At 55.9% G+C, this 18,647-nt stretch carries 15 protein-coding genes and 4 pseudogenes; 7 read left to right on the top strand and 12 right to left on the bottom strand.

The window, feature by feature from the left end; all coding sequences use genetic code 11:
* The first annotated feature begins 572 nt into the window (after positions 1-572).
* The 3 genes and pseudogenes from OKW35_RS39180 to OKW35_RS39170 all read left to right on the top strand — a co-directional run.
* Positions 573-1,457: an acetaldehyde dehydrogenase (acetylating) gene (locus OKW35_RS39180; protein ID WP_429554866.1), complete on the top strand. Its 885-nt coding sequence runs from the start codon at positions 573-575 to the stop codon at positions 1,455-1,457.
* Positions 1,454-2,479, top strand: coding sequence for a 4-hydroxy-2-oxovalerate aldolase (dmpG, locus tag OKW35_RS39175; protein ID WP_429355358.1), 1,026 nt, complete (start codon positions 1,454-1,456; stop codon positions 2,477-2,479). The genes OKW35_RS39180 and dmpG overlap by 4 nt, the downstream gene beginning before the upstream one ends.
* 152 nt (positions 2,480-2,631) lie before the next feature.
* Positions 2,632-3,398: pseudogene (locus OKW35_RS39170) on the top strand (SDR family NAD(P)-dependent oxidoreductase); the annotation flags it as partial.
* A gap of 325 nt (positions 3,399-3,723) precedes the next feature.
* On the opposite strand, the pseudogene OKW35_RS39165 reads toward OKW35_RS39170, so the two are convergent.
* The 3 genes and pseudogenes from OKW35_RS39165 to OKW35_RS39155 form a co-directional block, all read right to left on the bottom strand.
* Positions 3,724-3,960 (bottom strand): annotated as a pseudogene (locus OKW35_RS39165) (IS110 family transposase); the annotation flags it as partial.
* 81 nt (positions 3,961-4,041) lie between these two features.
* Complete coding sequence (locus OKW35_RS39160; protein ID WP_429554865.1) at positions 4,042-5,430, bottom strand: MATE family efflux transporter; 1,389 nt, start codon at positions 5,428-5,430, stop codon at positions 4,042-4,044.
* 307 nt (positions 5,431-5,737) lie between these two features.
* On the bottom strand, positions 5,738-6,835 hold the full coding sequence (locus tag OKW35_RS39155; protein ID WP_429554864.1) for an NAD/NADP octopine/nopaline dehydrogenase family protein: 1,098 nt from the start codon (positions 6,833-6,835) through the stop codon (positions 5,738-5,740).
* 643 nt (positions 6,836-7,478) lie between these two features.
* Here OKW35_RS39155 and OKW35_RS39150 point away from each other — a divergent pair.
* Positions 7,479-7,631, top strand: a pseudogene (locus OKW35_RS39150) (transposase); the annotation flags it as partial.
* Here the strand turns inward: OKW35_RS39150 and OKW35_RS39145 are convergent.
* From OKW35_RS39145 to OKW35_RS39135, 3 genes and pseudogenes are all read right to left on the bottom strand, one after another.
* On the bottom strand, positions 7,589-7,900 hold the full coding sequence (locus OKW35_RS39145; RefSeq protein WP_184062901.1) for an IS3 family transposase: 312 nt from the start codon (positions 7,898-7,900) through the stop codon (positions 7,589-7,591). The pseudogene OKW35_RS39150 and the gene OKW35_RS39145 sit on opposite strands and share 43 nt — an antisense overlap.
* Positions 7,901-7,918: 18 nt before the next feature.
* Positions 7,919-8,756 (bottom strand): annotated as a pseudogene (locus OKW35_RS39140) (transposase); the annotation flags it as partial.
* Between the two features lie 140 nt (positions 8,757-8,896).
* A complete protein-coding gene (locus OKW35_RS39135) occupies positions 8,897-9,796 on the bottom strand; it encodes a LysR substrate-binding domain-containing protein (protein WP_184062899.1) in 900 nt (299 codons plus the stop codon).
* Between the two features lie 203 nt (positions 9,797-9,999).
* Here OKW35_RS39135 and OKW35_RS39130 point away from each other — a divergent pair, with 203 nt between their 5' ends.
* Genes OKW35_RS39130 through OKW35_RS39120 form a run of 3 tightly spaced genes read left to right on the top strand, consistent with a single transcriptional unit; the run spans position 10,000 to position 12,885 of the window.
* Complete coding sequence (locus tag OKW35_RS39130; protein WP_184062897.1) at positions 10,000-11,145, top strand: NAD(P)/FAD-dependent oxidoreductase; 1,146 nt, start codon at positions 10,000-10,002, stop codon at positions 11,143-11,145.
* Positions 11,120-11,497, top strand: coding sequence for a (2Fe-2S)-binding protein (locus tag OKW35_RS39125; RefSeq protein ID WP_409259537.1), 378 nt, complete (start codon positions 11,120-11,122; stop codon positions 11,495-11,497). Before OKW35_RS39130 ends, OKW35_RS39125 begins: the two co-directional genes overlap by 26 nt.
* Positions 11,494-12,885, top strand: a complete 1,392-nt coding sequence (locus OKW35_RS39120; RefSeq protein WP_429355363.1) for an FAD-dependent oxidoreductase — start codon at positions 11,494-11,496, stop codon at positions 12,883-12,885. The genes OKW35_RS39125 and OKW35_RS39120 overlap by 4 nt, the downstream gene beginning before the upstream one ends.
* A 361-nt stretch (positions 12,886-13,246) precedes the next feature.
* On the opposite strand, the gene OKW35_RS39115 is transcribed toward OKW35_RS39120, so the two are convergent.
* The 6 genes from OKW35_RS39115 to OKW35_RS39090 all read right to left on the bottom strand — a co-directional run bounded on the left by OKW35_RS39115 (position 13,247) and on the right by OKW35_RS39090 (position 18,514).
* A complete protein-coding gene (locus OKW35_RS39115) occupies positions 13,247-14,392 on the bottom strand; it encodes a porin (RefSeq protein WP_429355364.1) in 1,146 nt (381 codons plus the stop codon).
* Positions 14,393-14,535: 143 nt separating this feature from the next.
* Positions 14,536-15,330, bottom strand: a complete 795-nt coding sequence (locus OKW35_RS39110) for an ABC transporter ATP-binding protein (protein ID WP_429355365.1) — start codon at positions 15,328-15,330, stop codon at positions 14,536-14,538.
* A gap of 70 nt (positions 15,331-15,400) precedes the next feature.
* Complete coding sequence (locus OKW35_RS39105) at positions 15,401-16,114, bottom strand: ABC transporter permease (RefSeq protein ID WP_429554863.1); 714 nt, start codon at positions 16,112-16,114, stop codon at positions 15,401-15,403.
* 4 nt (positions 16,115-16,118) lie between these two features.
* The gene (locus tag OKW35_RS39100; protein ID WP_429355367.1) at positions 16,119-16,808 is read right to left on the bottom strand and encodes an ABC transporter permease; all 690 of its coding nucleotides are present in this window, start codon (positions 16,806-16,808) and stop codon (positions 16,119-16,121) included.
* Between the two features lie 317 nt (positions 16,809-17,125).
* Positions 17,126-17,905: an ABC transporter substrate-binding protein gene (locus OKW35_RS39095; RefSeq protein ID WP_184062884.1), complete on the bottom strand. Its 780-nt coding sequence runs from the start codon at positions 17,903-17,905 to the stop codon at positions 17,126-17,128.
* Between the two features lie 114 nt (positions 17,906-18,019).
* The gene (locus OKW35_RS39090; protein WP_429355369.1) at positions 18,020-18,514 is read right to left on the bottom strand and encodes an NAD/NADP octopine/nopaline dehydrogenase family protein; all 495 of its coding nucleotides are present in this window, start codon (positions 18,512-18,514) and stop codon (positions 18,020-18,022) included.
* Positions 18,515-18,647: the final 133 nt, after the last annotated feature.

The raw sequence follows: 18,647 nt of genomic DNA, 5'->3' as shown, positions 1-18,647 counted from the left end.
CTGGTTCCTTTGTCGGCATTATCGCCGGCTCAGGTCCCGAGCATTCCACTTATCCGACTGTCCGAATTTGCGCGGCCATCTCTCAGCGCGTGGGCCGCAAGCCACGCGCTACACATGCGTTTCACTCGCCTTTGGAGGTCTTCGCAGGCATGCGCGAAGTCGCTTCAACACGTCCCTCTGCATTTCACTAAACCGGTTGCACTTCACCTTTCAAACTGCTCGACCAAATACGCTCGCCGCTTAGCTCTGAGTCTAAACGCGTGCGGTTTGTCGGGAAGTCGACCTCATTGTCTGAAGACCGACGTTAATGAGCGGCACAATTCTTCGCAAGTGGGTCAGAGGTCCTGTCGTCCCGGGATTCCGAGGGTTTGCGGCCCACATGGCCCGGAAGCTGCTCAGAGACTGCGCGGATACAGTCCGGTCGCTGCCGCAACCGCGGAGAAAGACCATATGCCCTCAGCACACGGAGACATGGTCACGCTATGCAGCCCCCGATTCGCAACCACGTTTCTAACTTTTTCTCAACTGGAAGGTGCCAATGTTGATGATTTGGAGCGCAAAGAGAGCGCGAAATGAGTGATTCACGCACGAACGTAGCCATCATTGGATCAGGAACGCTTGGTACCGATCTGATGTGCAAGGTCCTCGCGTCGGAAAGCTTGAGCCTTGCGTTTTTGGCCGGACGCGATCCGAAGAGCCGCGGGCTCGCCGTTGCGAAAGAGCGTGGCGTCGAGACGTCGGCGGATGGAATCAATTTCCTGAAAGCGCACCGCAATGCATATGACATCGTGTTCGATGCGACCTCCGCCTATGCGCACGTCGACCACAATGCCGTTTTTTCTGCTTGCGGGAAATTTGCCGTCGATCTGACGCCGGCTGCCATTGGTATGGTGTGTGTGCCATCGGTCAATCTCACCGACGTCGCCGGGCAGCAAAACGTCAGTCTGGTTACCTGCGGCGGACAGGCGAGCTTGCCGCTCGCGCATGCGCTCAGGCAGGCGACGCAGCAGATTGACTACCTCGAGGTCGTTTCAACAATAGCGGCCGCGAGCGCGGGCATGGCGACGCGGGAAAATATCAACAATTACCTTACTACTACCGAGCGGGCCCTGTCTCTCTTTTCGGGGGCGGACAAGGTGAAGGCGATCCTAAATATCAATCCTGCGGAACCGGGCGTAATGATGCAAACGACGATCTACGCTTACGCGAAATGTGGTGACTTTTACGAAATCGAGGGCGCAATCAGTAGCGCCGTCGCTTCCGTACAGGAATACGTCCCCGGCTTTCAGATCGTGCTCGCGCCGATTCTGGATGAAGGACGAATCACTGTCAGCGTGAAGGTGCAAGGCAGCGGACATCATCTACCGAGCTATGCGGGCAATCTCGACATCATCAATTGCGCGGCTGTCGCGGTAGCGGCGCACAAGGGCCGTGTGACGAGGAGCAAGCAATCGTGAAAAGCTACATCACTCTGACCGACGCATCCCTGCGCGACGGAAATCACGCAGTGCGGCACCAGTTGACAATTGGGCAGATCGTCCGCTACGCGCAGGCCGCCGACGTGGCTGGGATCAATATCGTGGAGGTGGGCCACGGTAACGGACTGGGTGCCTCATCGGCTCTGCTGGGTAAAGCGGCGAGCACCGATGCGGAGATGCTGGCGTCCGTGCGTGAAAAGCTCAGGCATACGAAGCTCGGAGTTCATTTGATTCCCGGGCTCGGCAAGATATCCGACATTGAGGTGGCGCTAGAAGCCGGCGTCGACGTGTTTCGGCTGGCATCCCATTGCACCGAGGCCAACATCACCCGGCGTTTCATCGAGTACGTGAGGCACGTCGGGAAAACCGCCTATGGCGTGCTGATGATGTCGCATATGGCCGATGCCAGAGAGATCGTGGATCAGTCCCGCCTGATGCAATCGTACGGCGCGGAGGCGATCGTCCTGATGGACAGCGCGGGCTTTTCGACCCCGGATCTCGTCAAGGAAAAGGTCGAGGCCCTGATCGATGGTCTGTCAATACCAATCGGGTATCACGCTCACAACAACTTGGGGCTCGCAGTAGCGAACTCGATTGCCGCGGCGGAGAGCGGTGCTACGCTCCTCGACGCCTGCGTGTGCGGTTTCGGCGCCGGCGCCGGCAACACGCAGCTCGAAACGTTGGTTCCAGTTCTTGAGCGCCATGGGTACCAGTTAGGTACAGACTTCGCGCGCGTAGCCAGACTAGCGAAGTGCGCAGACGAGGTGCTGCCGATCCGGACCCCTCACATCCCCATCGCTAACATCATCACGGGCGTTTTTGGCCTCTTCTCGGGTTTCGTTCCGCACATCGAGCGCCTAGCGTCCGAGCTTAAGATCGATCCTTTCGAGCTGTGTCAGGCCCTTGCCCAGCGAAAGCTGGTAGCGGGGCAAGAGGACGTGATCGTAGAAGAAGCGCACCGCCTCGCGGCCATGAGCGCACAGAGCGTCGCGGTGAGGTAGTTCCGTCCGCGAAGATGGCACACGCCGACGTTTGCCGTCCTTGCCGAGAGTGGCGATTTGAACAACATGTATCTGGTTGCGTTGCATGTGCAGCGCCGGTGCAGCATCTGACAGATCTTATCGCGTCATGATTTCTTACAGGACAGAGAGCAATGAGCAAGCTTGCACATAAAGCAGCAGTCGTAACGGGCGCATCGAAGGGTATCGGTGCTGCCGTTGCAAAGGCGCTGGCGGCCGAAGGCGCGGCCGTCGTCGTCAACTATTCAAACAGTAAGAAGGGAGCGCATGCGGTTGTCGATGCAATTACAGATGCCGGAGGCAAAGCCGATTACAGATGCCGGAGGCAAAGCCGTCAAAATCGGCGGCGATGTCTCGAAACTGGCGGACGCACAAGGTATCGTCGACGGCGCGATCGAGCATTTCGGTCGCCTTGACATCGTTGTCAACAACGCAGGGATCTACGAACTAGCTTCCATAGAGGACGTGACGGAAGAGCATTTTCATGAGCAGTTCAATATCAATGTGCTTGGCACGCTGCTCGTCACACAAGCTGCGATCAAGCATCTGCTCGGAGGCGGCAGTATCATCACCCTTAGTTCCGTCGCAAGTCACGCGGCAGTTCCGAGAACGGCAGTTTATGCGGGTACGAAAGGGGCCATCGATGCCGTTACGGGGGTGCTTTCGCGCGAACTCGGACCACGCCACATTCGCGTTAATTCGATCCAACCCTAGCATAGTCCTGACAGAAGGTACGCACAGTGCGGGCATCGTCGGGTCCGATTTTGACGCTCTGGTGCTCAGACAGACGCCTCTGGGTCGTCTTGGGCAGCCCGATGATATTGCTGCTGTGGCGGTGTTTCTCGCGTCGGATGACGCGCGGTGGATTACGGGCGACAACCTGCTCGTTGGTGGTGGCTTACCGGATTGCGGGCCATCGCGAAAGCGGTGGAATCACCACCGGCGCCTACCGGGGTGCGCGCCAGTTCTCGACCCTACCTTAAGGGGAGGGGCTGTAAACGGGCCGGGTTAGCCGCGTACCGCCGCCAGTTCCTTAACCGGACACTACTGATACTGATAAAGGCTTCTTGGATCTCTCATAGCAATGCCCTCTAGTTCATGAAGTGTGTTCGAAGAAGTCCGGCTGATCGTTGGAGACCTTGATGCGCAAGCCTTTGCATCGTCCGCGACGAACCAGCACGGCGTCGAGCCCGCCGCGCTTTACACGCTGCAACACCGTTTGACGGGCAAGCTTCACTGCTCTTGAAGATTTCATCTATCTCGGCAGCAAGTTCGTCGAGCCATTGCTGCAGTGCCTTCAGTTGCTCGAGGTACATCGAGCCAAGCCGTCTGAGCAACGTGGTGATGGGGGAATCGGGATTGTTGACGAGCTCAACCACTCCTTTTCTCAATTGCGGAAGCCCGACCGGGAAGATCACACCCTCTTCAGCAAACATACTCCAGATCTGATTCGATTTCGCTGTGTTCCTACTACCGTGAACATAGGTCGCGGTGCGGGGCCCACTGGGCGGCCGGCATTTCGATGACACCGGGCATACGAGACGTCATCGAGTACATTGAGAAATGATTCGCCGGAGGTGCTTGCAAATTGCTTTACTGCCACCGCTGGCAACCAGTGACATGATCAGTGCGCTCGGCAGCAAACCAAAAAAAACGCCGCACCAGACCCCGGTTGCTGACACGAGATTCACGCTGCCGAGCCAAAGCCGCTGCGTTGCGAACCCGTCTCCCAGAACCGCAACACCTATCCACAGGCTAATTATCTGCACAAATGCGGGAAACGCATTAATGCCAAGTGCACGCAGAGCCGCTGCGGCACTAGTTTGAAGGCAGTCAACGAAAATCACTAATGACAGGAAGATAAGAATTCTGTTCGAGATCGACAAAACTCTCTCGTCCGCCGTATGAAGTCGGAAGACAGCGGCTCCAAAAAACATATGTAAGCTGGCAAGTAAGAAGCCGACTGCCATCGTGACGAAGATCGCCGTTCTTGCTTTGCAGCCCGCTGCAATTTGTCCCTCAATCCCGAATGCTTGACTTATCTTGACAGAAAATAAAACTGCAAGGGAAACGACCAATGTGTACCCGACGTTATAGACGTTAGAGACGATTTGATGGGCGCTCAGCTGGTCAGCGTCGAACTTGCTTATCAATATAGTCATGTATCCGAATGCTGCAACTTCGGAAAGCGTCGAAAATGCGACGGGGAGGCCAGTTCTCAAGAGAACCACCAACTGAGATGGCTCTCGAGACAGAAAAAAATCAAATCGGAATACGGAAAATCGCCTATCGAATAAAAATAGAAGCGTGGCGCCTATACCCATGATATAGAAGGCAATGGTAGTTGACAGACCACAACCAATCAGGCCAAGCTGGAAGTGTGGGCTGTCGACCAGCGCTAGGGATAGGGTAATTTTTGCTATTAAACCAATGCCTTGCAGTGCTGTAATATAGGCTGTGGCCCGAATCGAGTTTGCGATGCAGGCTATAATTCGAAAGAGGATGAACGGCAAAGCGCTAAACGTGAGAGCATCAAGATAATCTTGAGTCGCGACCACTAAATAGGGTGACTGGTTCGACCAATGATGGACTGTCGAAAAATACTTCATAACACAGAAAAAGAATGAAGCAGCAAAGATTCCAGACGCAAATCCGTAGTAAGCGATGTATTTAAGTGTTGCTACGGATTTCTCTGCTATAATTCTCGATGCATTTATGGTGATCGACGAAAAAAACGCGGTCATGATTACACCAAGTGGACCGTAAATCGCGTTCCCCAATGCCAGCGCACCGAGGAGATCTGGCCTTCTGTTGCCGACGATAAGAACGTCTGCTACGGCATAGGCAACTACGAACAGTTGCCCGACCCAAATCGAAAAGAAGAAAGAAAGATCGCGACTTAAATTGACTAAAGATGGTTCATGTTCGGACACTTGAAATCTCCGGTGTCAGGAAACCAGTACCCTAGACGTGTATGCAAGGCGCTGCTCTACGTCGTCGCCTTCTAGCGCTTCGCGATCATTAAGCGGAGTGACGCAAGTGTTCCGTCTCCGACGGCGGTTTAACAGAAAGCTGGTCGACAAGATGTCCCACAGGCGCAGTCTAGTTGGCAAACGTGTCGAATAGGATGTCCAGAGGACGACGAACGAATCGCTTGTCCAAGGCGATCGGTTTCCGGTAGCCCGACTGCTTTCTTAGCGACTGCTTGCCCCTGCCGAAATCGCACTGTTTTCTCTGATGTCACCTCGCCCATGGGAGGTGCCAAGTCGCGCTATCAATAAACCGCAACAGTTCTATTTTCGACATGTGATCCATGCCAAGGCGCTTCAAATTGCGGCCACTTTTAAAGTAGTCAACGCCGTTGATGACCGACGCGATGTCCACCACAGCCTTGATGGTCGGAGCCTGGACTTCTACTCTCGAGCCAAGCTCGTACCAAGGGACCAAAATATAGGGTACATCCTCTGACACGTATCTGTCTTGCATGTGAGTGGGCGCTATCTTCTTCGCGTTGTGAACCTTAGTTTGCGACGCGAAATCCGAAAATTTCTCACAAGCCCCACCGTAGAAACCGACCATTTCCTGCAAAACCGTCTGCAGTCGAAACCCGAAGGCTTCCGCGATCTTCAGGCGCTCGGCGTCTACCGCCTCTATAACGTTCCCGACTGAGGGCGAAATCCCATCACGATAGAACAGGAAGTCTCCTTTTCTACTTTCTATCCAACCTGTGTTCAGGATTCCTGCCGCCGGATGAATAACACCATTATTGGACTGCATTCCGATTTCAAAAATGTTGTTGCACCACAGGAGCGTCTTAGGAAATATCTCGGAGATTTGCGACCCCTGCTGCTCCCCCATATTGTTCGGAAGCGCTGCGATGGGGAGGCTGCTCTTGACTCCGGCGATAGACACTTCGCCGTCCTTGACCCAAGATGCGTATGGAGAAGCGTTGGTTTCTAGGATGGCCTGCGCGTTCAACTCGCTATGACCGAGCAAAGCGAAGAAGTTGCCATTGATGACTACGATAATGTGATTACTGAGATCGAAGCCCTTCAAATTATTAATAATGTCGGCGTGCCCGTACGATGGCACAGTGACCACGAGAAAGTGTGAAAATCGTACCGCATCGGCCATCTCGGTGGTTAAAATTGGGTTAAATTCACCTTCTATCTCCATACTAGAGGCAAGGCAACCTTTTTTCCGGATCGCGTCAATATTGCCTCGGTGTTTGGGATGACCATAAAGAAGAACATCAACTCCTCGGCTGGCAAGATCAGCCGCGAAGGTGCACCCAGTATTTCCGGCGCCGATGATTGAAACAGGCAGCTTTGAAGACATCGCCTCTCCTTCTTCACAAATTGTAATTCGAATGATAGGTCTCGTAGAACCCCTCGCCTAAAATGAAAATTAATGTCAATGTGCAGATCCGACACCGCTGCCAACAGAGACTTGCAACAATCGCGCCAACTGCCAAAAAGCAGTCAAAAAGTTTTCCGCTTGCCATGCCAATGGTCGAATAGAGCCCCGTGGGGCGCCCGGCTGATTACCACTGTGTCGCGGACTCGACAAAGCTCACATCTGCTGCAGGGTTGTCGAGTTCGCGACATATCGGTAGGTGCTCTGGTCCGTCTATGAAAGCCCCCATTTTTGACAAGCGGGTCTGATGGGTCGTCGCTCAAGATTTCGGGGGCGCGAATGGCGACGGGAGAAACTGGACGCGTGCAAATGGCTCGGTGAAGAGAGGCGATAGTGTTATTGCCGATAGTGCAGGATGTTTGCGGAAGCAGGGCCACGGTCGAGGAGATAGATGCGGCAATCGTTGGTCAAGGACACGTTAGCGGCTCCGTGCCTCGGGGAAGGGCGCGCGAGGGGAACTACACAGGCCGAGCGACAGAGATGGCGCCAAGAATTCGGACATTTCGTTGAGTGGAAAAGCTGGGGCGTGAGTCGGCCATAATGGCTGGCGACAAGGAACCAGAAGATGACGAAACGAAACCGACGGACACACTCACCGGCGTTCAAGGCAAAGGTGGCCCTAGCGGCGCTCAAGGGCGACAAGACGCTGGCAGCGCTGGCCCAGCAGTTTGAGGTTCATCCGAGCCAGATCACGGACTGGAAGAAGCAACTGCAGGAGTGGGTTGTCCACGGCCGGGCGGCGGGTCGCCTGTCACGACCACGACGCTGCCTGGCGGTGGACAACCCGCGCGTCGATAAGCTTTGACCTTGCGCATGCAGGTTTTCGAACTCGAGCGGCGAACAGTAACCGATGCTGCTGTGCAGGCGGCGTATGTTGTACCAGCTCTCCAGAAACGAGAACAGACGCCGCCGTGCCTGTTCGTGGGTCGCGAAGTGTTCGCGACAGAGCAGTTCGGCTTCGAGTGTGCCGAAGAACGACTCGCACATCGCGTTGACGCTCCTATGTCAAGCGAAGGCTGTAGAGTCAGCTAGATCGGCGAGAATGAGAGGGTAAAGTTCTCGCACTATGTACCGCTTCAGGCAGCGGTGAATTTCCTTCTTCGAGATATCCTCATGGCTGCGACGTTGCACGTACGCTTTCGTCCTCGGGTCACTACGCATCCGGACCATCGCTATTGTCCATAGCGCGTTGTTCGCGGAACGGTTTCCCCCGCGATTCAGTCGATGCCGTACTGTTTTCCCGGATGAGGCCTGGAGAGGGCTCGTTCCGCAAAGTGCTGCGAGAGACGCTTCATTTTGAGGCGTTCAGGGTTGTCGCCGGCAACAGTAACGAGTGTCGCGGCGGTGTGAGGTCCGACACCGAAGCGCCCCCTAAGCCGACAAGCGTACTGGTTGGTAAGCTTCTCCAGCATTGCATCGAGCGTCTTCAGTTCTTCCTCCAAAGCCACCCACCGCTTGGCCAGCAAGCGAAGCGTGATGGCCAGAGTCTGCAACATGGGAGTGTTGCCAGCGACCTGACTCGAGCGCAGTTCGCAACGCACTCGGCCATCTTCGTGCTTGAAAGGCGTTGGCGAACGTCTTGGGGTGCGTTGGCGAGCAGGCTTCTCAGCTGATTGATGGCTTGGGTTTTCGCCTTAACAGCACTTCGCCCAGCGCGCATAGCCTCAGCAGCGCCCGATTTGTCTTTTGGGATGGCTGCGGCCTTGCCCGAAAGGACGGCGCGTGCAGCGCTTTCGGCGTCGGTGGTATCGGATTTGCCGCGAAACCTGCGATCTGCGCGGCCCGGCCGGTTCACTTCCCGAACTTCAATCTCATGATCGAGCAGAACGCGCGTCAGCCCTGCGTCGGATTGGATGCAGTTTTGCCGATGGAGCAGCCAGTCGGGGGCGCCGGCGCGGCAATCACGGTTGTGTCTGGCCCTCACAGGTGCAAACGATCGCGCGCGGGCAGAAAAACCGTCCGGCGTTCTACGCATAGGGATTTTTACTGCCAGCTTGTTATTTCCAGTTCGAACTGGTCTCGCAACAACGCAGCGAATTCCTCCGCCAATTGTGAGACTGCTCTGTGCGGAGGATAGAGAAGGAAGTTGGGGTAGTTGACGGATGGTGAAAAGGGCAGAACCTTGATTCCCTGGCCTACATAATCCGTAGCCACCAGGGGATGGGCCAATGTAACGCCGAGCCCGAGCTTTACCATCTCGCAACATGTGGCACTGTATTGCGCTTCGAGCGACAGCACGCGTTCGACCGCCTCCTGCTCGAAGACACGGTCGGTTTCTTCCCTCGAGCCATCTCCATGCACGAGCGAGATGTATTGCTCGCCGCGAAGGTCGGTAGCCTTTATTCTGCTTTTTCCAGCGAGACGATGGCTTTTCGGCAAGAGGCAAACGACCTCTGCGTCAGGCAGCGCAATCGCCTGGCAGGTAGCGGCGGCAGATACGAACGCGACGATTCCGACGTCGCAGAACTGTGACGAGACCCATTGCTCTACCGTGTTAGACGTATTCGTATGGATCGATACGGTCACATCGGGGCGGGACTGCCTGAAGCGCTGCACGACTCTGGGAAGGAAGCTCATCCCGATGCCGGGGATTGACGCAATGCGCAGGCGGCCGCTGCCGAGATTGCGAATGCTGTCGGCCGCGTACGCGAGGCTTTTCAGCCCGACGAAGACGCGCTCAACCTCGCGAAACAGAGCTTTTGCCTCCGGCTTTGGACTGAGACGTCCACCGGAGCGCTCGAAGAGAACGAGCCGCGTATCGGCCTCGAGTTGAGTAATGAGCCTGCTCACGTTGGACTGAGAAGTATGCAGTTCTTCGGCGGCGCCGGTGGTTGAACCGGCTTGCATCACTGCGCGGAAGGCCTCGATTTGACGTAGCTTCATCTTGGCTATCTCGTTTCGGCATAGGGTTGCATTATATTGGTATTTGACTGCATAGGAAGGGGCCGTCAACATCCGTACTACTACGCACGTGGCTCGTTGGTAGCGAAGACGCTTCAGGCAAAGCCGATGCTTTTTTCTCTGCGAGGCGCATACAGGAGGGGCGAGCAACGGCGAGGAATCATTATCTTGCGCGAGGACGCAGTATGAAGACACACCATTTGACGGGCTCCTACGATGCGATTGTCGTCGGCGGTGGGTTGGTCGGGTCTGCTGTCGCCTATGGCATCGCCCGCGAGGGCGCTCAAGTCCTCGTTATTGACGAGGGGGACGACACGTTCGGCGCGTCGGCGGGCAACTTCGGCCTGGTCTGGGTGCAGGGCAAAGGTATCGGACAACCCGCGTACACTACATGGACCCGGGAATCCGCGGCGCTCTGGCCATCATTCGCCGACGCCTTGCGCGATGAAACCGGCGTGGACGTGCAGTTGCTGCAGCCGGGCGGTTTTGATTTGTGTTTCTCAGATGGCGAGCTCGAGGAGCGTGGAAAGCAGCTGCTGCGGCTATCGAACGACGCCGGTGGCGACTATCCTTTCGAGGTTCTCGGCCGCGCGGACCTGAAGGCCCGGATACCGGAAATTGGCGGGTCCATCGCTGGCGCAACGTATACGCCGATGGACGGTCACGTGAATCCGCTAAAGCTACTGCTCGGCTTACGAAGAGGCTTGACCAACCGCAAAGCACACCTCGTTAACTCCGAGAGGGTGGTGCGCATTGACTCCCAACCCGGCGGATTCGTTGTATGCGGACAGCGGGGGCACTGGTGCTCTGCACGGGTCGTGCTCGCTGCGGGTCTGGGCAACAAGGACCTTGCGCCCATGGTCGGATTACAGGCTGCCGTCGTGCCAATACGCGGTCAAGTCCTCATAAGCGAGCGCGTCGCGACGTTCCTTCGCTTCCCAACCGCCACAGTGCGGCAGACGGATGAAGGCACCGTCCAATTGGGCGACTCACTTGAGAACGTCGGCTTCGATAACGGTGTCACAACGGACGTGCTCTCGGAAATAGCAACGCGCGGGGTGAAAGCTTTTCCACTGCTTCGTGAAGTTCGGCTCGTGCGGGCATGGGGGGCTCTCCGCGTGATGACTCCGGATGGATTCCCGATCTACGAGGAGTCCGCGATCTGTCCCGGGGCCTTCAATATCAGCTGCCATAGCGGGGTAACGCTTGCCGCGGCGCACGCGCTGCGGCTTGCGGGTTGGACAACCGGCGAACGGCGAGTTCCGAATTTCCAGTCGTTTGCCGCGGATCGCTTCCGAAATCAATATGAATCATTTTCCCATGTCGATTGAACCGCTCTTCGAGCAACTGCCGGTTGCGCAAGGTCCAAAGGTGCGCATTACCTTCAACGATGTACCTTATGAGGTGCCTGACGGAATGAACCTGGCTGCCGCGCTCCTTGGTGCGGGTGTTCGACGTTTCCGCAGTACGCCTGTGAGCGGATCCCCGCGGGCACCCTATTGCATGATGGGTGTTTGCTTCGAGTGTCTGGTCGAGATCGACGCGACTCCGAACTGCCAGAGCTGTCTCGAAAGCGCGCGTGACGGCATGGTCATTCGGTCACAAGAAGGCGTACGGCAGGTGCTGGCCGAATTCAGCGCTGAGTCAGCAAGCACGATTGGTGGAAAGGGGCAGCGTCAATGATGCCAGAATCAGTTGATGTCGTAGTTGTCGGTGCAGGACCAGCAGGCATGAGTGCCGCGACCACCGCCGCGCAGGCGGGACTTAAGGTTGTGCTGCTTGACGAACAAATGGCAGTTGGCGGCCAGATCTATCGGTCTATTACCCGCGCCGACGACAAACGCATTGACTTGCTAGGGCCGGACTACGCGTCTGGAAGCACTATCGCTGTGGCTTTGTCCGCAAGCAATGTCCGTCATGTAACCGGTGCCCAAGTATGGTTTGTGAGCAGAGAGCATGCGGTACATTACACGCAGCAAGGGCAGAGCAAGTCCCTGGTGGCGCGTCACGTTGTGCTCGCCACGGGCGCCATGGAAAGACCATTTCCGATTGTCGGCTGGACTACACCTGGAGTGATGACCGCCGGCGCCGCGCAGATTCTGCTGAAAGCATCTGGCACGGTACCTAGGCAGCCGGTCGTGCTCGCAGGCTGTGGACCACTACTCTATCTGCTTGCCTGGCAGTACTTGCGTGCGGGCGTGCCCATCCGGGCCTTCGTCGAGACGACTGGTCTTGCAGACAAATTCAGAGCGGCGAAACATTGGTCGAGCGCCCTATTGGGATGGCGCGACTTGACGAAAGGCCTCAACTTGTTGCGAGCGCTCAGAAGGGCACGCGTACCAGTATACCGAGGTGCAACAGAGCTGCGTGTTGAAGGCGAGCCGGTTGCCACAGCACTGACCTTCATAGCGAGCAAGAAGCGTCAACGCATTGATGCTCCACTGATACTTCTGCATCAGGGGATTGTGCCAAATACGCAAATCACCTGGTCGCTTCAGGCATCGCATCATTGGGACACGAACCAACTGTGCTGGGTTCCGGACCGCAACGACGTCTTCGAGCTGGACGTGCCAGACGTTTTCGTTGCAGGCGATGGTGGCGGCATCGCTGGCGCGAAGGCCGCGGCGACGCAAGGACAGATCTGTGGGCTTGAGATAGGCCGCCGTCACGGCAGGATCGAAAGACGTGAGTTTGATAAGCGGCTCGACAGCTTACGCTCGGAGCATGCCGGGCATCTTAGCGTACGGCCGTTTCTCGATGCGCTATATCGACCTTGCGACGGAACACGAATTCCGGCAGATGACGTACTGGTCTGTAGATGCGAGGAGGTCACGGCAGCCGAGATCCGGCAATCGGTAGCGCTTGGATGCGTTGGTCCCAACCAGACCAAGGCGTTCAATCGATGTGGTATGGGCCCCTGCCAGGGCCGACTATGCGGGCTGACAGTCACGGAGATCATCGCGCGAGAGCGTCGTGTCTCCCCGGAAGTCGTCGGCTACTACCGGATCAGACCACCCATAAAACCTCTTACACTTGGGCAGTTGGCGTCAATTGGCGACCATGCCGAATAACACGTGCAACGTTGAAACAGGATGCCGCAATCAGCAATGTAATCGCTACGATCCACACGGACAGCAGTTACGACAGACCCGGGAAGACGCGCTTCATCTACGACGTTCACGGCGACTGAATCCTGATTTTCAAAAAAGGGAATTTTATGATAATCCGTCAAGGAATTACTGGAAGGCTGAGCAAAGCTTTGGTGGTGAATGGCTTTGCGTTTCTATCGGGTCTGACTGACGTTGCCCGCGAATTTCGGATCCCTTATCTGAAGGCCGTCGGAACGGACAAGTCCCGCATCGCGGTTGCGAACATCTGGCTGCGGGACGTTCGTACATTGTAAGAAGTTCAAGCTACGGCCACATGGCATGCTCAGAATTTGTGACGAATGGCGACACGAGCGACGACCTGGTTCTTGCTCGACGACACGTCAGCGGCACCTGGCACATAAGCGAAGTCGAGCACAGTTCCGGTCCGGTCGCCGCCAACGTGCTGATAGACGCCCTGAACATATAGATCGGTGCGTTTGGACAGGTTGTAATCGGCCATCCAACCAACCATTTGGTAGCTTGGGTTAAGCTTGCCTGCGGTACTGTTGAAGTCGGCTCGCGTGTATGTGTACATGGCCCCCGCATAGAACGCCGGGGTGAACTGATACTTGCCGTTTATTTCGAAATTCTGAAAGCGCAGGCTGGAAAGCGTGCCTGCGGCCGGGGTAATGTCACCGACGTATCCGGATGCAGTCGGATTAGCTACGTACGTGTTCGTGTACGCGACACCAACATTAGCGGACCCGAAGGTGTAGCTCGCGCCTGCGCCGAAAATACGCAATTTGCTTCCTACGAAGTTCTCGTCGCCTTCATTATTGATCGCACCGCCGGCTGTAGCCGATGGATTGTTGGCCTGCAGATACGCCGCCGCGAGAAGCAGTCCACCGGTGGTGTACTGCGCACCGAGGCTGTATTGGCGATTGTTGGCAAAGTTCGTATCGTTCGAGAAGCTATACGTGCCGCCAAACTGAAACCCTGCGATCGTCGGGCTGGTGTACTTTACGGTATTGTTTACGCGGAAACTGTTGTCCGTGTTGTCATTGTCATAGGGGTGCGAAAAAAGGTAGCCCGCCCAGTTGCCGTTCGCGGTGGTCTGCGCCAGGTAGTCGACGACCGAATCATACTGTCGACCCAATGTCACGGAACCGAACTGATTCGAGGAAATTCCGACGTATGCCTGACGGCCGAACATCAGCCCGCCTTGCCCGAGTCGACCATTGTTGGCATTGAAGCCGTTCTCCAGTTTGAAAATCGCGCTCAGCCCGCTGCCAAGACCCTCTGTTCCTCTAAGACCCCAGCGGCTACCTTGAGCGTAGCCGCTCTGGAGTTCATATACTTTCGAACCTGCGACATTGTTGGTGTAATCGAAGCCTTCATCAATCAGACCGTAAAGCGTCACAGTAGATTGAGCGAATACCGGAGTTGCGATAGTGGAAATAAAAAGTACAGCAAGTGTGATTTTTTTCATTAAAGTCTCCGAATATTAAAATATAACTACGTGAAAACGTCCTTGTCGACGGACCCAAATTAACCACGCCTGATTCGTATCCAATCTATCAGTAATACTGACGAAAAATAAGACGTCGCCGGCAGTTTTCTCACGGTCGCGGGCTACTTCAGGCTGCCAGAGAGAAACTGCCTCAGTCGTTCGCTGCACGGCTTGCTCAATACTTCCTCAGGAAGCCCCTCTTCCTCCGTGCGTCCTTTATGAAGAAACACCACATGATTTGATACGTTGCGGGCGAACCCCATTTCATGCGTAACCACAATCATTGTGCGTCCTTCGTCTGCGAGCTTTTGCATTACCTTGAGAACTTCACCTACCAGCTCCGGGTCGAGTGCAGATGTTGGTTCATCGAACAGCATCACGTCAGGGTTCATCGCCAACGCGCGCGCAATCGCGACACGTTGCTGCTGCCCTCCGGAGAGATGCGAGGGATACTGCTTCTCCACGCGCGGCGCGAGTCCGACTTTCTCCAGGTATTCACGCGCGCGCTCTTCGGCCTCGCGACGCGGCAGCCCGAGCACATGTATCGGCGCTTCAACAATGTTCTCGAGAACGTTCATGTGCGCCCAGAGATTGAAATGCTGGAACACCATCGAGAGTTTCGTCCGGATACGCTGCAGCTGCTTCGGGTTCGCGACGTCGAGATAGCCGGATTTATTGGACTTCGTCTTTACGGCTTCGCCATCGACCGAGATGCGCCCGGAGTTCGGTCGCTCAAGAAAGTTGATGCAACGAAGAAACGTACTCTTTCCCGAGCCACTTGCCCCGATGATGCTGATAACGTCACCCTTGTTTGCCTTCAGGGACACGCCCTTGAGCACCTCGTGGTCTGCGAAGCGTTTATGGATGTCATGAACTTCTAACTTGCAAGTTTCCGTCTGAGTCGTGCGCCTCAACATTCTGATCCCTTATCGTTACGTTTAAAGCACCGGTGTGTCGGACACCTTGGCTGGACACCAACGTGCAAGCTTAGTGAGCACGCGGTCCGAGGTAGCCGAGCCAGTGGCGTTCAGCACGCCGGAACACAGCAACCAGCGCGAAAGAGATGGTCAGGTAAAGAAGCGCGGCAATACCAAATGCCTGGAACGACTGGTAGGTTGCTGAGTTGGCATCGCGGGCGACCTTCAGGATATCGGGCACGGTCGCCGTGAAAGCAACCGAGGTGGCATGCAGCATAAGGATCACCTCGTTGCTGTAGAGAGGCAGGGACCTTCGCAACGCGGAAGGGATGATGATGCGTCTGTACAGGGTGAACCAGTTCATTCCGTACGCACGTGCTGCCTCAACTTCACCGTGAGACATCGAGCGCATCGCGCCAGCGAATATCTCGGTCGTGTAGGCGCAAGTATTAAGCGCAAACGCAACAATTACGCAGTGGTAACCGCTTCGAAAGAAGGCATCGGTAAGCTCATGCGACCGAATAAAGTCGAAGCTATAAATACCCGTATAGATCAGAAGCAATTGCACGTACAACGGTGTGCCCCGGAAGACATACGTGTAGAAACGCACGGGCATGCTTATGCATCGATTCGTGGAGACACGAGCCACCGCGAGGGGCACCGCCATCAAAAAGCCGACTACGAGAGATGCCACCAGCAGCCAGAGGGTGACGGCGAGGCCGGAGACGCGCTGCCCGTCCCAATACAGGAAAGCGCGCCAGAACTGGGTGAGGATATCGATCATGAGCCTAGAGTTCCGCGTGACGAACGCCAGTCGAGAATCGTTTCTCGAGCCTGAACAGCATGAAATTGGAGATGGTTGTCATCGCGAGATAGATGAGCGCGGCACACATGACAAAGAAGAACATTTTGAACGTGCTCTTACCCGCATCCTGTGTGGCCTTTACGACGTCTGCCAGGCCGATAATGGAGACCAGCGCAGTCGCCTTGACCAGAACCTGCCAGTTGTTGCCGATGCCCGGAAGTGCGAAGCGCATCATTTGAGGAAACAGGATGCGCCGGAAAACAAGAACCCCATTCATTCCATAGGCGGCGCCCGCTTCCAGTTGACCGCGCGGCACTGCAAGGAATGCGCCCCGAAAGGTTTCCGTGAAGTAGGCTCCATAGATGAAGCCGAGTGTCAGGACGCCTGCCGCGAACGGGTCGATGTCAAATTGCGCGAGACCCAGGGCGTCGGTAAGATTGTTGACCGCGATCTGGATGCTGTAAAAGACAAGGAGCATCAGGACAAGGTCTGGTACCGATCGTATCAAGGTCGTGTACGCTGAGCCGATTGCGCGAAAACCACGATTTAGCGAGAGCTTCGCGACGGCGCCCATGAGGCCAAGGACAACCGCGGCCGCTAGCGAGAGCATCGACAATTCAATTGTCCGCACAGTGCCGGCCAGCAACTGCGGACCAAATCCGAATAGAAACACATGCGTCTCCGTGCTTGTTATAGGTAGAAAACGGCGAGCCGAAAGCCCTCGCATCTCTGTTGTGCGGCAACCATTCAGTCACCCAGGCGGCAAGGAAAATCGCGGCGGCTCGGAAGGGGCACTCACCGGGCACGCAGCAGCGTCTTGTCCCACATCTCCTTCAACAAAGGCGTGGGAGAACAGAATAGGTAACGGCCCCTTTTCCGATGGCCATTGGTTAGCCTGACGGTCTCCAAATGCCGGACTTTGGCCGCTGGCGATTGGCACCAAACTCGGCCGACGTTTTCGCAAGTTCTATCTGGATAGTTGCAGGCACGTCAGCCGCCATAGATGTCGAAGCTGAAGTATTTCTTTGAAATCCTGTCGTAGGTGCCGTCTTTCCGGATGCTATCGATAGCGCCGTTGACTGCGTCAAGCAGGGCCTTGTCGCCTTTCCTGATACCGATGCTTACGCCCGGGCCGAAGATGCTTTCGTCCTTGATGGCCGGACCTCGCGCGAAACCGAAATCACGACCCTGCGCAGTATTCAGGAATCCCGACTCAGCCGTTGGCCCCGAAACCAGTGCTGCATCGAGCCGCCCATCCGCGAGGTCATTCCACACCTGGTCTTGCGAAGGGTAGGGCACAATGTCAACTCCATTCGTCCAATGCTTCCGTGCATAGGCTTCCTGTGTGCTTCCCTGCAAGACTCCGATATGCTTTCCGTTGAGCGATTCGGGCATTGCCACCAGAGCCGAGCCGCGCCTTACAACCAGCGCTTCGAAGTTGGCGTATATCTTGTGGCTGAAATCGATTGCCTTCGCGCGCTTCCCGGTCTGCGACATTGACGAATTGATCGCGTCGAACTTGCGCGCCTGCAACGCGGGAATCATGCCGTCGAACGAGTTTTCAACCCAGACGCACTTCACCTTGAGCTTCTCGCAAATTGCATTACCCAGATCGATGTCAAATCCAACGAGATCGCCACTCGGGGTTTTCGACTCAAACGGCGGGTAAGCGCTGTCGACTCCGAACTTAAGTTCCTTTCCATCGTACGCGAATGCCGCAAATGGAATGGACGTTGCGCACAGGGCGACCAGCAGCGTTTTAATCTTCATTTTGGTTTCTCATAAATTCCAAGTCTGGATTTGCGGCATAGTACTTCTGCTTTTATTGCGTCGGTGGCCTCGGACTCGGACGCTTCTCGAGCGCAGCGCCGGATGTAATGGCATCTAGGTTGGAACGGCATAGCCGTCGACTACAAGCCTCTTGAGGGTGTCGATTTGAAGCGGTCCAATCTCGGGAAGAATGTCGTTGTCCGCCACAAAGTACCGACCGTAACAGGTGCCGAGAATTGCCACGCCGCCCTCGTGCAAGGGCGCTCTCACCCCAGCCAGTTCGGCGAGTCGAAGCGTCGGTACCAACCCGAACGGCACTTCTTCGAGCACGTAGCGTGTGGCGATGTCTCTCGGGCCGGGCGGATCACTCCCTTGCCGGACAAGTTGCTCCGATATTGCCGAAAATGAGTCACCAACCACGCCAAAAGACAGCCTGCAATGATCAAAGGTCGTTCTCACTGACTTTCCGAATGCTGCTGCAATGGTAAGTGTCTCCTGGTCTAGACGGGCTCCCGATGGAGACCAGACTTTCGGTTTATGTCCATTCTGTATGAGATACGCCGCATAACCCAAAGCGATTGCGCCGGCTCCTACGATTGTCACTTGCATGTGCCTTCCACCTTGAAATAGTCCACTGACCGTGCACGACCTAGGCGGTTATGTAATAGATTTCTCAGCCCAAGCCCGAACCCATCGCTGTTTAGGAGAGGGCAAACGAAACGTCACCTACACGTTCTTCGCA

The organism is Paraburkholderia sp. MM5477-R1 (assembly GCF_050436385.1).
Taxonomy (GTDB): Bacteria; Pseudomonadota; Gammaproteobacteria; order Burkholderiales; family Burkholderiaceae; genus Paraburkholderia; species Paraburkholderia tuberum.
Note: the sequence above shows the minus strand (reverse complement) of the source record. Positions and strands in the feature narration are given on the sequence as shown.